Origin of the sequence: Treponema sp. OMZ 305, assembly GCF_024181325.1 — a bacterium.
Classification (GTDB): domain Bacteria; phylum Spirochaetota; class Spirochaetia; order Treponematales; family Treponemataceae; genus Treponema.
The window spans coordinates 1,127,870-1,140,961 of the sequence record NZ_CP051300.1; the positions used below are offsets into that span (position 1 = coordinate 1,127,870).

12 protein-coding genes and 3 tRNA genes are annotated in these 13,092 nt (G+C 45.7%); 4 read left to right on the plus strand and 11 right to left on the minus strand.

Annotated features, from left to right (window positions below):
* Window positions 1–14 precede the first annotated feature (14 nt).
* The 7 genes from ABK01_RS05035 to ABK01_RS05065 all read right to left on the minus strand — a co-directional run bounded on the left by ABK01_RS05035 (window position 15) and on the right by ABK01_RS05065 (window position 7,557).
* Window positions 15–854 carry a nucleotidyltransferase family protein gene (locus ABK01_RS05035; RefSeq protein WP_212566353.1) on the minus strand — a complete coding sequence of 280 codons (840 nt, stop codon included), beginning with the start codon at window positions 852–854 and terminating at the stop codon, window positions 15–17.
* Between the two features lie 11 nt (window positions 855–865).
* On the minus strand, window positions 866–1,591 hold the full coding sequence (locus tag ABK01_RS05040) for a nucleoside-triphosphatase (RefSeq protein ID WP_253676457.1): 726 nt from the start codon (window positions 1,589–1,591) through the stop codon (window positions 866–868).
* Between the two features lie 5 nt (window positions 1,592–1,596).
* On the minus strand, window positions 1,597–2,946 hold the full coding sequence (locus ABK01_RS05045; protein ID WP_212566355.1) for a uracil-xanthine permease family protein: 1,350 nt from the start codon (window positions 2,944–2,946) through the stop codon (window positions 1,597–1,599).
* Window positions 2,947–3,147: 201 nt separating this feature from the next.
* Window positions 3,148–4,728 (minus strand): ClC family H(+)/Cl(-) exchange transporter, encoded by a 1,581-nt coding sequence (locus ABK01_RS05050; RefSeq protein ID WP_253676459.1) that lies wholly within the window; start codon window positions 4,726–4,728, stop codon window positions 3,148–3,150.
* Window positions 4,729–4,740: 12 nt separating this feature from the next.
* On the minus strand, window positions 4,741–5,382 hold the full coding sequence (locus ABK01_RS05055; RefSeq protein WP_253676461.1) for a bifunctional 2-keto-4-hydroxyglutarate aldolase/2-keto-3-deoxy-6-phosphogluconate aldolase: 642 nt from the start codon (window positions 5,380–5,382) through the stop codon (window positions 4,741–4,743).
* A 171-nt stretch (window positions 5,383–5,553) separates the two neighbouring features.
* Window positions 5,554–6,417, minus strand: a complete 864-nt coding sequence (locus ABK01_RS05060; protein WP_253676462.1) for a peptidoglycan DD-metalloendopeptidase family protein — start codon at window positions 6,415–6,417, stop codon at window positions 5,554–5,556.
* A 21-nt stretch (window positions 6,418–6,438) separates the two neighbouring features.
* On the minus strand, window positions 6,439–7,557 hold the full coding sequence (locus ABK01_RS05065) for a hypothetical protein (RefSeq protein ID WP_016670493.1): 1,119 nt from the start codon (window positions 7,555–7,557) through the stop codon (window positions 6,439–6,441).
* Between the two features lie 22 nt (window positions 7,558–7,579).
* On the opposite strand from ABK01_RS05065, the gene ABK01_RS05070 reads away from it, so the two are divergent.
* Together ABK01_RS05070 and aspA are read left to right on the plus strand one after the other, a co-directional pair.
* The gene (locus tag ABK01_RS05070) at window positions 7,580–7,993 is read left to right on the plus strand and encodes a cytidine deaminase (protein WP_253676463.1); all 414 of its coding nucleotides are present in this window, start codon (window positions 7,580–7,582) and stop codon (window positions 7,991–7,993) included.
* 91 nt (window positions 7,994–8,084) lie between these two features.
* Window positions 8,085–9,485, plus strand: a complete 1,401-nt coding sequence (gene aspA / locus ABK01_RS05075) for an aspartate ammonia-lyase (RefSeq protein WP_253676465.1) — start codon at window positions 8,085–8,087, stop codon at window positions 9,483–9,485.
* A 210-nt stretch (window positions 9,486–9,695) separates the two neighbouring features.
* Here the strand turns inward: aspA and ABK01_RS05080 are convergent, their stop codons facing one another.
* The gene (locus tag ABK01_RS05080) at window positions 9,696–10,856 is read right to left on the minus strand and encodes an ISAs1 family transposase (RefSeq protein WP_253675521.1); all 1,161 of its coding nucleotides are present in this window, start codon (window positions 10,854–10,856) and stop codon (window positions 9,696–9,698) included.
* A 147-nt stretch (window positions 10,857–11,003) separates the two neighbouring features.
* On the opposite strand from ABK01_RS05080, the gene ABK01_RS05085 reads away from it, so the two are divergent.
* Both ABK01_RS05085 and ABK01_RS05090 read left to right on the plus strand, forming a co-directional pair.
* Window positions 11,004–11,077 (plus strand) — tRNA-Thr (locus ABK01_RS05085).
* A 9-nt stretch (window positions 11,078–11,086) separates the two neighbouring features.
* Window positions 11,087–11,168 (plus strand) — tRNA-Tyr (locus ABK01_RS05090).
* A 373-nt stretch (window positions 11,169–11,541) separates the two neighbouring features.
* Here the strand turns inward: ABK01_RS05090 and ABK01_RS05095 are convergent.
* The 3 genes from ABK01_RS05095 to ABK01_RS05105 form a co-directional block, all read right to left on the minus strand.
* A tRNA-Phe gene (locus ABK01_RS05095) sits at window positions 11,542–11,614 on the minus strand.
* Between the two features lie 80 nt (window positions 11,615–11,694).
* Window positions 11,695–12,624 (minus strand): hypothetical protein, encoded by a 930-nt coding sequence (locus tag ABK01_RS05100; RefSeq protein WP_212566362.1) that lies wholly within the window; start codon window positions 12,622–12,624, stop codon window positions 11,695–11,697.
* A gap of 94 nt (window positions 12,625–12,718) precedes the next feature.
* Window positions 12,719–13,072 (minus strand): hypothetical protein, encoded by a 354-nt coding sequence (locus ABK01_RS05105; protein WP_253676466.1) that lies wholly within the window; start codon window positions 13,070–13,072, stop codon window positions 12,719–12,721.
* Between the last annotated feature and the right edge of the window lie 20 nt (window positions 13,073–13,092).

The window sequence follows — 13,092 nt, forward strand, 5'->3', positions numbered from 1 at the left end:
CGAAGTCATACCTGCTATTTCAGGTGCGGTTGCTCTGCATTTGGTTGCTGCAGATATTTCTCTGCCTGTTTAAAGTTTTCAGGCGTATCGATGTCGAAGGCTTCCATCTCGGAGCGGAGCGGGGAGTACAGAATCAGGTCAGGGTGAGCGTTCATCACGGTTCTGCCGCCGATTCTTCCGTCCAAGCGGCTAAGCTCACCGGCTAATGCTGCCGGAAATATAACCGGAGAACAGTGCTTGCCGTTAAAGGCTGCGGAAACGATATGGTCGGGATGGTTCTGAAATACGGTGCAGAGGTTACGGATACTGTCGGCTTGTAAAAAAGGTTGGTCGGCAGTGCAGAATAAAAGGCCGCTCGGACTATAGGAATGGACGGTAGTTGAGGCAGAACCTTCCGCATAGTCGCGGCAAGCGGTCTGTACTGCAAGCGCTTCCATATAACGGGCACAAGCGGCTTGTACTGCCAGAGCCGCCGAATGTCCCTGTCCCCGCTCCGGTTCAAGATTAAAAACAATATCACAGTGGAATGGATAAGACAGGTTCTCTTCGACGGCGGCTTCCTGTAGGGCAGCGTTCTGCATGGGATGTTTTTGCGTTTGTTTTTCTGTTATCGCTTCCATCATTTCCGTTATCGGCTGCCGTGTTTCGGCATTAACCGTAATCACCAAATGCATAATACCGGCTTTCAGTAATGTTTCAACAGTGTATTGGATTAACGGCTTCCCGCAAAGCAGGCGCAGTTGTTTGCAGCAGCCCATTCGCGTAGAAAGTCCGCTTGCAAGGATGATTGCAGTGGGGAGTTCGGCGGCGCTGCCGGTATGTTTTTTTGCGGGAGCCGTCGAGAGAGTATACATATTCCTCGGCATCATTTTTTACCGTTTGGAAATCCGCCGCCGATAGTATGTAAAAACGCGGCAAAGCTTCCAGCTTGTTCAAGCTGAGCGTATAACACAGGTCTGTTTTGCGGCGTTAGGTGAAACACCGCTGCTTCCGGCATTTGTTCCAAGATCGGTAAAAAGCGTGTTCCGCGCGGCTTTACAGCGCCGATGATATAATCCCGGGGATTGGAAAACAACGCACATACGGTGCGGAAAAAAATCTCCGCATCCGCTTCCATAACGCCGAGTTCATCCATTAAGATGACCGGCAAATGCGGCTGCGAAACTGTTTCGGTGCAGCCGGAAGAATCGGCACTGGAATGACCGCAGTCAAGCGAAGCGCGTACCGTCGCTTCCGCTTGCTGTAAGTGCATCACTCCGCACGCATCAAATACCGGCGCGAAACCGACAGGCTTCGGCGGGCTGCATATCCCGACACGGTTGCCGGTTGTGTATCGATATATGGCAGTACCGCCGATGACCGGATGCATATATACTGCAACTTCCGATGGAGACGTTTCTTTTTTTGTAATAAAGCCTGACGGCTGTAAATTAAATTTTTGTATAAGGGCTGCAAGAAACGTAGACTTTCCGCAGCCCTGTTCGCCGGTAACAAAGAATATCCGCTTTCCGCATTCTGAAACAGCCGACTGCTCAGCGCCGGTGCCGTTAGGAGTATTGAAAGCATTACTTTTGTGCGGCGATATGCTCAAATCGGTTAATCCTCTTTTGACTTCGGCAACAGAAGATTCAGAATAAGCGCAGTAACAAAGGCGCCGACAATTGCCTGCTTAAAGATATTCTGGAACCATACCGGTAGATGTTGCATAACTTCCGGTACATTGCTTAAACCGAACGCGACGCCGAGCGATGCCGCGATAATGACTACATCGCGTTCTGCAATTTTCCCGCTTTGATAAATCAGGTTTAAACCGCTCATCGTGATCATACTGAACATCAGCAATACGCCGCCGCCCAATACCGGGTTCGGGATAGTCGAAACGATTGCTCCGAGTTTGGGAAAGAATCCGCACAATACCAAGAAGCCTGCACCGATTCCGATTGTAAAGCGGTTGACAACTTTTGTCATACCGATAAGCCCGACGTTCTGGCTGAACGAGGTGTTCGGCATAACACCGAAGATTGCCGCAAACATACTGCCGAAACCGTCCGCATGAACAGCTCCCTGTAATTCTTTGTCGGTTATATCGCGTCCGAGACCGCCGACTGCAATACCGGTGTTATCCCCGATTGTTTCTACGGTTGTCGCAAGGTAGACAAGCATGAACGGAACAATCGCATCCCAATGGAAGGCGAGGTTCAGGTGTCCGACGGCAAAGAACGGGAGCGGAGCGGAAATCCACGCCGCATTTCTTACCGGCGTAAAATCAACCATACCGACAAAGATAGCCACAATATAGCCTGCAATAAGCCCAATCAGGATAGAAGAGATGCTTAAAAAACCGGTAAATGTTTGACGGATAAAGATAATCATTAAAAAGACAAACAGTGCGATGAGCAGATTTTTTATCGAGCCGAAACCGGGAGTTTTTTCAAGACCGACGCCTCCGCCGACAAATTTAATACCGACGGGAATCAGCGAAATTCCCAAGGTGGTAACAACGGTTCCGGTAACAACGTGCGGCAAGAACTTACGGATCGGTTTAACGATGAACCCAAGCATAAACTCCATTAAACCGCCGATGAGGGACGCGCCGAGAATGGCGGCATATCCGTTCGACCAGTCTCCCATTGCGGCATATTGCAGTCCTACGCCGATAGCAACGGGGATAAAGCCGGAACTGGTTCCCATAACAGTGGGAAGTCCCGAACCGATTTTCCAGATAGGCCGCAACTGTACAAACGTAACGGCGCCGGCAACAAACATAGCGCTTTGCAGCAGAGAAACTTTAATATCCGCTGGGATATTAAGTACGCCCGATATAACGAGAATCGGTGCAAGGTTTCCGGCATACATAGCCAAAACATGCTGCATACCCAACGGAATCGCGTTCTTTAACGGAACACGACCTTCGAGCTTATAAATATTCTCTTTTGAAATACTCATAATCTCCTCCTTCTTATAAATACATATCATCCGCGCAATTTTGCTCTATAAAAAATATATACTGATAGAGATGCGAATGATTCATACGGTATGAGAGCACTGTACCCCGATGCTTTGCGTCGGAGTTGTTGATTACTCACTTTATCAGTATAGCTGCGAATACGATAAATAGCAAGAAAAATTTGTAAGATTACCTAAAAATTATTTAGCTTGTTCATTGGTTAAATCGGTAAGCTGTTTTAAAAGGATACCGGTATTGTCTTCTGCAAGGACAATCAGTTTATCCCCGGGATATAATATGGTAGTTCCATCGGGGATAATCTCGTGCTCGCCGTGTATAACGCCGACAATACGGCATTTTTGAGGCCAATCTATTTCACGAACTTTCTTTAATGCAGTAACTGAGTGTAACCCGATTGGCAGTTCATACAGTTGAGGTACACCGACGCCCGCGCTTGTTTTTTGATCCGGAGACTGATATTCCGATTCGAGGATTTGTGTCAACAGAATATGGTCATGCGCCTGCGAACCGATAAGATTTGCCGTCAGATAGGCGGTAAAACAAGTAAGCACTAAACCGCTCAGCTGATGGAGCGCCCCGCTCGTTTCAAACACGATAACGCAGGCAGTAAGCGGCGCTTTAATAACAGTGGTAAAACAGGCAGCCATCCCAAAGAGAATCATGGCATTCACGTACTCCTGTGCCAATAAGCCGAGGTGCACAAGCGCCGTCGCATATAATGCTCCGCCAGCTGCGCCGCAGGCAAGGAGCGGCACGAAAATACCACCGATAGCCCCTGATCCTGCGGAAATACCGGTAAAAAGCAGTTTAACGGTTAAGAACATCAGCAATGTCATAAGCGGGAACGACTGTTCGGTCAATGCCTTTATCAGCCCCTCTCCACCGCCGGAAGAATAACTTAGACATAAGCCGACCGGCAGCGACAACAGGAACGGAATAACCGGCCGCAGAACCGGCGGAATATGCAGTGTTTTATAGCATCGTTGAAAAAAATAGATCGATTGTTTAAAGCCGTGTCCGACAAGTGTTACAAACATTCCGAGTCCTATCAGCCATGCGAAGTGGGAAAGCGGAAATTCTACAGGTGTAAAAAATCGAAAAATCGGGCCGGAACCCAAAAAGAAACTTCCGGCAAAATCGCCGGCAAAAGATCCTGCCATGACGCAGGCTAAAAGTAGAGGGGTTAAATGATGATGGATATCTTCGAGTGCAAAAACAATCGCAGCAAAAGGGGCATTAAAGGTTGCCGAAAGACCTGCGGCGGCTCCTGCAGTAATAAGGCATATCCGTTCGGTAAACGATCGTTTTCCCAGCCGCTCAACGGCATCTCCGACATACGCGCCAAGCTGCACGGAAGGTCCTTCCCGCCCCATCGAAAGTCCCAGTCCGATTCCGAGAACGCCGCCGATAAATTTAAGCGGAAGTTCCGAAAGCGGGGAAAACTGCAATTTTTTCATAAAAACGCCTTCGATCTGTGCAACACCGCCGCCTTTAATCATCGGCCATTTCGTAATAATAAAACCGATAAATAATCCTATCAGCGCTAAACCTGCCAGCGCGAGAATAACACTGACTGTGCCTGTCTCTCGTATAACATCGTATAATGCAATACGGATATTTTTAAGATAAGAGATCGAAAGCCGAAAACCCGTAATAACCAGCCCCGTCAACAAGCCGGTTACGAGACTTTCAAACACTAAAAGCCATTTATTTTCTTGCCTTCTTTTCAGCAATGTTCCTGTTTCCGAATTGGTATCCATAACAAATAATACTTATTTACCGCGCGCAGCGGCGATTGCTTCCTTTAATTGGCGGGCAGTGCGGGTAACCGATTCAAAATCTCCGGTTTTGGCGCCCTTCGTCAACGCTCCTCCGATACCGAGTACCGCGGCTCCTGCCTTAATCCACTCGGCTGCGTTTTCGGCAGTAATGCCGCCGGTCGGCATATACATTCCCTGCGGAAGTGGTCCTTTAAAGGCGCTGATGATTTTCGGTCCGAAAAGCTCTGCCGGAAACAGCTTGAGGATATCGGCTCCGAACTCAAGCGCCCGCACCGCTTCCTGCGGCGTCATCACGCCGGGAATATACGGCACCGCATACCGGTTGCAGAGGCGGGCGCAGTCTTCGTTAAAAGACGGCCCGACAATGTATTGGGCGCCGACAAGGATGCAGGCACGCGCCGTTTCCGCATCGAGCACCGTACCGGCTCCCAGCAATACATCCGCACCGAATGCTCCGCTTAACTCGCGGATAATTTCGTCGGCATGCGGTACGGTCATCGTAATTTCGATTGCCGTAATTCCTCCGGCACGTACCGCCTCCACAATTTTAAGCCCCTGTGCCTTATGCTCCGCCCGAATAACGGCAACCGCTCCCGCCTCAATCAGCGCCTGTATTAGTTCATATTTTTTCATCGTTCCTCCATTAGGACAATCTCATCAGACAGTTGCGAGAATATTCCCGCAGAAGAATGGAGGCTGTCTGCCCAGAGTTGAACCTCTTCGCGGTTCAAATGGTCGTTCAATCTCCATTCTTCTGTGGGGATACCCTAAAAGTACCTGATACGATTACCCTGCTTCACTCAGCTAGTCTACTTGGATGGTAAACTGTTCCGATTTTTCATTGCCGGTAATATCCCGGGCTGTAATTAATATATCGGATTTTCCGCGGCTTAAGATAATCTTACCCAAATAGAGCTCATTGTTCCGCCGGTACAGCAGCGTATCGGTAAAGGCGGTATTACCCAGATACGATTCACCGTCTTTTTGTGTAATGGTTTCAAAGGGAATGGTTCGAATATTTGTTCCGTTTACAAAAATCGTAATACGGAAAGGACTAAAGCTATGTCCGCCCTGTGTAACCGTGTCGGAGATATCCGCATATAATTCATAGCTGCCCTGTCGCACATTTTTTTGCCCGCTTACTTGAAACGCGGTGTTTTGCTCATTTATCAAAATGATATCTTGTATCTGCGGCGCTATTTTATCGTTGACTGACGGAAGCAGTAACAACGGATTGATATATACTTTTTTTTGATTATCGCTGACTTGAAAGATAAGCTCGTTAGGATTTCCCCATCCGCTGTTCCCTGTTTTTCCGATAACCGCAGCAGATTCTGTGGTTATTCTATTTCGGAACACCGTGGTGTCGTCCATGTTTCCATAAACCGTTTGGAGTCCGTCATCGTGTAAAAATACCAATGCATTCCCAAGCGTAGAAGGAAAAGCGCCGACTCCGTATTTTTTATCCAGCGTAATCAAAAGGATGCCGTCATCGGCAGCGCGTACCGTCGTTGCATCTTCAAAGGTCAAACCTTGTTCAAAAGTATTTTCACCGATGCGTTGTCCGAAAAGCCGTACGAAATTTTGTGTGTCGGCAGGCCATTCCAATGCGGATAATTCTGCAAAAAACATCGTTGCAGCTAAGATGCAAAAGAAAAATCGTTTCATATCAGTATCCTATTTTTCACTTTATTTTATATCGATACGTGCTAATTTTGTGTCGGTTGCAAGGAATATCGTTTCCCGTTCTTGTACAAGGAACGTATTTTTTGAAGGAAAGGAGGTATGCCCAACGACATAAAAAGGCGCTTCGATAAACGATAATGTTGAGCTTTGTTCCTGCCGGCTGATAATCGCCATAATATTCTTATACGGATTTTGACCGCCGGAAATGACCGTACCGCGTTGAGGCATAATACCTGATATTAACCGATCGCAGTCGATAAAGCCAATCCCTTCGGCACACTCAAATACGGCGTTCTCACCTTTTACGTCAAAATCCACAAAGACCTGCCTGCGAAGATTTCCTTCCAATTTTCGGTGATGTATGATTTTATATTTATTACCGTCTATCCGTATAAGCAATGCTCGTTGGCTGTCAATTCCGCACACACAGGCGGCAAGCTTCCCGTCGGTGGAGATTGCTGCTCCCAGTATAACCTGATAGTCACTGCCTCCCGGATAAAAGTCGGATAGCACATTGCCTGCAGCATCAACAGCGACGAGTTTTCCGTCAGAGAATCCAATAATAGTTCCGCCTTTTGTGCTATGAAAGGCAGTAATCGGTGCGGTGTGCAGATAACGCCAGCGCGGTTTTCCATCGGCGCCATATTGTTTAACGGCGCTTCCGCCCGGCTCAAACAGGTAGAAACGGTCTTCGTCGATGTACACAAATCCCGGTTCTTCGATGACAGTTATCAGCGAACCATCGGGGCGGTAGATCGGTGTTTTAGCGGCATCGCTTCCGTATTCCGTCCACGCTGCGGAAGAAGCTGAAATGCGCTGGGTTACGGGAGATGAGCGGAGCAATTCACCGTCGGCGGTAAAGTAACCAAACCGGCTTTCCGTCAAAAATACTTTCGGTGTTTTACCGGAAAATTGTTCCGCTGCCGCCTGTGGGACTGCGTTTTCGGCTTCGTTCCCCATGCCTTCCAATTCTGCCTGAGCGCTATCCGGTGTGATGGTGCGTACCCACACAGGTTTTAAATAGATATCGGATCCGAGGGGGACTGCTGCTGCAAAAATATATATGAATAAAAAAAGAATAGGAAAAATAATAAAACGATTATCGAATGCTGCAATTTTCATGATTGTATGGTATAATAGTAATATGAAAAATTCAAGTAAGTACGAACATCTCTTTGAACAAGCTATGGAAGCTGCGAAAAATGCGTACGCTCCTTATTCTCATTTTAGAGTAGGCGCTGCATTACTACTTGATGACGGGAGTGTCGTTACCGGCGTAAATGTTGAAAACCGTTCTTACGGATTGACCAACTGCGCCGAACGTACCGCTATTTTCAGCGCGGTCGCAATGGGTAAAAGAAATTTTATGGCTATTGCAATCGCAACTCCCGATGCGGATTATCCGGTGGGGCCGTGCGGCGCGTGCCGGCAGGTTATCTCCGAGTTTATGCAGCCGGATGCTCCGGTTATATTCGGCTCATCCGCCGGTAATCGAATCGAGACAACCGTAAGTGGTGTTTATCCTTTTGATTCACTCCACGAGTTGCAACAGAAATAAGAAAATTTATCTGCTGATAAGAAAATTGAGCTGAAATGCTCTAAAAACTCAGTCTTTAGTGTTTTTCAATTGCCAAGAGAAGGAGGAAACAATGCGGCAAGAACATGATCTTTTAGGTTATCGGGACGTTCCCGACGAGGCGTATTACGGTGTACAAACGCTCCGTTGTATGGAAAATTTCAATATTACCGGCGTGCATCTTTCCGCCTATCCGGGGTTTATCAAAGCCCTTGCGATGGTTAAGCAGGCGGCAGCACAGGCAAACTATGAATTAGGGTTGTTGGAAAAACCGACAGCGGAAGCCATTATCACTGCTTGTAAAGAAATCATCGCCGGTAAACTGCATGAGCAATTCCCTGCGGATATGATTCAAGGCGGAGCGGGAACGTCTACCAATATGAATGCAAATGAGGTGATTGCAAACCGCGCGCTTGAGCTGCTGGGACATAAAAAAGGCGAATACCAATTCTGCCATCCGAACAATCACATCAACCTTGCACAGTCTACCAACGACGCATATCCGACGGCAGCAAAACTCGGTATCTGTTTACATACGGAAGGACTGATTACCGAGCTTGAAAACTTGGTTGCTTCTTTCCGTAAAAAAGGAAAAGAATTCGGCGGGCATATCAAAATGGGGCGAACGCAGCTGCAGGATGCGGTACCGATGACACTCGGTCAGGAATTTGAATCGTATGCAGCGAGTTTGGAGGAGGAAGTGTCCCATATCCGGCAGGCTGTTTCCGGCTTACTCGAAATCAATATGGGGGCAACCGCTATCGGAACCGGTATCAACAGCGACCCTGCTTATGCGGATTTGGTAACAAAACGGCTGGCAGAAATTTCGGGCTACCCTGTTACGAAAGCGAAGAATTTGATTGCCGCAACGAATGATACCACCTGTTTTGTTTCCTATTCGGGGCAACTAAAACGCCTTGCGGTAAAAATTTCAAAGATATGCAACGACCTGCGACTGCTCGGATCGGGTCCGCGTGCCGGTTTAAATGAAATACATCTTCCGGCAATGCAGCCGGGTTCATCGATTATGCCGGGCAAAGTCAATCCCGTTATCCCCGAAGTAATGAATCAGGTATGCTTCCGTGTTATCGGAAACGATACGACGGTGATGATGGCCGCCGAAGCGGGGCAGTTGGAGCTGAACGTCTTTGAACCGGTTATTATTTACAGTATCTTGGAATCGATTTCGATTTTAAACAACGGTATGTCCACGCTTCGGCAGCGCTGTATCGACGGCATCGAAGCGAATGTGGAGCGGTGTAAGGAACTGACCTACCGGAGCATCGGGTTGGTAACAGCGCTTAATCCCGTACTCGGCTATGAAACTTCAAGCGATATTGCCAAAACCGCCCTCAAAGACAACCGTAGCGTCTACGACCTTGTGTTGGAGCGCGGCCTATTATCGAAGGAAGCGCTTGACGAAATTCTAAAACCGGAGAATATGACGCAGCCTAAGAAAATGCACAAACTGTAAGGGGGTAAAGAGGATTATCCTCAAGTTGATTCGTGCGGAAGGTTTAATACCCCGATGCTCTGCGTCGAGGTATGTTGATTGTGGTTGGAGCGTGGAAATGGCGAAAAAGTAAGCACCTTTTGCTGCATTTCCACGCTCTTTTTGTTTTGCTGGTGTAAATGCGCAGAGGATCTCTAAAAACTGGAGTTTTTAGAAGTCAGGGATTCCGCATTATAACGAGAGCAATACTCTATCGAGGCAATCTTCTCGTTTGTTGCATAGGTGTTGCTTATGGAGAAGCGGCATTTTTTTTGCTTTTATGATATCCGAAAAGTCAACCTGTTTGAGTATATTCAAGACAATTTTTCGTAAGACGCTTAAGTTTGCTGCCGCATTGTCTTTCCGCACAAGACAATAATCCTCATTGAGAATTGCATCGAGAACCCAATGCAGGTTATTTTCTATCCCCCAATGAGCCCTCATCGCAAATGCTGCCTTGTGCACATCTGTCAGTGAGGTCAAAAAATATCTTTGTTCAACGGATTTCTTCCCAGTCTTCTTTACCGTTCTTTCGCACACGAGCATTCCAACGCCATTGAGATTCTTCCATTCATCTTTTTCTGAAAGCCAATCAATATTCCCGCAAAGATAACAGGTGCGTTTTTCAATTCGTCCGTGTCCAATTTCAAGGCTATATTCTCCTCGCTGAATATTGTAATACTGACAATAAGCGTCATCACAGGGGTGCTCAAAAAACTCTTTTACATCCCGATGGATCGATTGCTGATTTCCTTTCAGAGAAATGACATACTCCGCTTCCTTTTCTGCTATTTTCTCAACGATTTTTTTCTGGCAACCCATCGCATCTATAGTAATAATCATCCCTTTTAAGTCTAACAGATCCAGAAGTTCAGGAATGGCGGTGATTTCATTTGATTTTTCTTCTGTTTTCACCTGCCCGAAGCACACACCTAGGGAGTGCGCCCAAGCCGAAACAACATGAGCAGCTTTATGAGCCTTTTTATCTTCGCCTGTCGGTGCATATTCAGAGCGCCGGATAGTTTTTCCGTCAATCGCTAATACTTCATTTTCTGCAATATGCTTGCCGAATACTTCCCGCGCATATTCTATGAATACTTTTTCAAGCTGCTTTGCATCAATCCTTGCAAGCACTCGCAGAATCGTATCGCTGCTGGGGATGCCATTTTCCAGTTTCAGATATTTTTTGAGGGTTTGTTCGCTTAATGTTGCATAAAATTGTATTTGTTCTATGCTTTTATACCCGCACAATACTCCCACAAACACGAGCATCAGTATATCGACGAGATTGTGTTTCTTGCATCTTTCGATCCTTTCGTCTTTAATGTTTTCAAATGATTCTTGTAATGTCATTGTTCCACCCCAAGAACATTTTACCATCTTTTATACCGTGTGAGCTACTGTTTTTTTGACACTATTTATAATGCGGAATCCCTGTTTTAGAAGTTTTTTATACTTGACAGACTATAAAGAAACCGATATGATACATCTCATATTTATGCCAACTTAGCTCAGCTGGCCAGAGCACGTGATTTGTAATCTCGGGGTCTAGGGTTCGAATCCCTAAGTTGGCTCATCGATATGGGGAGATTCCCGAGCGGTCAAAGGGGGCAGACTGTAAATCTGTTGGCTCCGCCTTCCAAGGTTCGAATCCTTGTCTCCCCATTTTATTTTAAAATAGTTAGAGGCGAATAGGTAGCTGAGGTTTCGCCGGTTTTCATTTCTTGTTTTTTCTATATATACACTATATACACTACTTAAAAATACTCAAACTCTCACGATTTTTTAAATTTTTGAGGAAGATATTCATTATGACATCTGTATCATTTATATTAGACCTATTCTGAAACTTTCGTTTTCGAATAGGTCGACGATTTCACGCATCGCATTTCAAGGTAACCTGTTCAGAAAGGTGAGTTTCCGAACAGGTTTATTAAAGGATAGAATACAAAATCAATAGTAAAAGCAGCTATAAAATATAGAATCAATGACAAGAATGTGTTGAAAGAAAGTTAAAAACAGCGAAAAGATTGAATAATGCCGTCGGACAGAATCGAACTGTCGACACAAGGATTTTCAGTCCTTTGCTCTACCGACTGAGCTACAACGGCAAAAATAATGAATAATTTATATCCGATTTTTTGATACGTGTCAAGCTGTTTCCGTGCAATATTTTGGAACAATGAACCTATCAATCGATATCGTAGATAATTTTTTCGGGTGGTTGTTCGAGCAATTCAGGATCCTCTAAATATTTATGTAATTCGTGGAAAGCAGATGCATAGTAAAATCCGTCGCAGATGCGCTCGTCAGTCGTAACGGTGAGATCGAGATTCCGTATATTGGTAACGGTGCCGTCCCGTTCGCTTTTTTGTGATCTTCGCATTGCACTAAAAGTGATAAATACAGGGGCATTGCCGAAATTGTACAAATGATGAAATATAGGACGGATACCTAACGATCCCATCGAAGAAAAGACAACGGAACAGTGAAAAGGGCTAAGGAGCCTTAGTCTTTCGGGTAATAAATTATGAAAGTCGAGCCAGTTCAGAAATGCGATTGCAGCTCGTAATTGAAAACTCGGCATAAATCCAAGTTTCCGCGCAACTTTATCAAAGGCGCTCTCTTTTTCTTTATGTTTATTTCGATATTCGTCTATTTTATGCGTCATCTCGTTATATACATCGGTAACGGTTGCGCTTCGGTCAAAGAAAAACTTCATCATTGTTTCTTCGGCTTCTATCGACATCTCTTTTTTGATAGCCATAACAACTTCTATATTATGGCGGGCATACAGCCGTAAACCGCTCAAAAAACGATTAATTCCCGGACGCTGAGATATTGTTCGTATATATGCTGCGATTACTACATGCATGATACCGAAACCGGCAAGGCCTTCCGCTCTCTTTTTATGTACGAAATGCTCGATTGCCGCTACATTAATGCTGTCTTGGAATAAATTTTGCGCTCCTATTCTTGACGGCATAATAAAGGGCGCCACTACCGTCATAGGGTCTATCGAGCGGATACGTCTCCCTTCTTTTCTATCGCCGAACCGCCGTTTAGTTGGAATATCTACAGTTGTCTTTTTAAGTCCCGATTCAGTATTTTTGTCTTCCATATTTCCTATTATCCATTAGATTGTGTGGGGATGTCCTGAAAGTAATCAACTTTTGGAACATCTTCTTTTATTATCCATAAATTGCCGTTTTGTGCTAGAGAACCGAATCGACCAGTGTTTTAAAGGAGCTATTTAATGCTTCGTTGTATTGTTGAGGGCGCACCGTAAAAAGACCGTTTTTAACGATAATTGAAGCTTGTTTTTTGCCATCATTGAGGGAAGCATTTTTTCGGAATTGCCGTGCTTTTTCTAAAAGCCCTTTTTGTTTATCAACTGTCCGCATTTGTTGTCCAGTCATTATTTTTGAAAGCAAACTCGCAAATTCGCAGAGGTCATTGGGAAATTGCTCCATAAGTGTGCGACCGGCTGCCGTATCTGCTTCGGATAACAAAGAGGCAAAGTCATTCCAATGCTCGTCTAAAAAATCGATAATAATCTTTTTGTTCATTTTTTTCCTTGTTATTGATT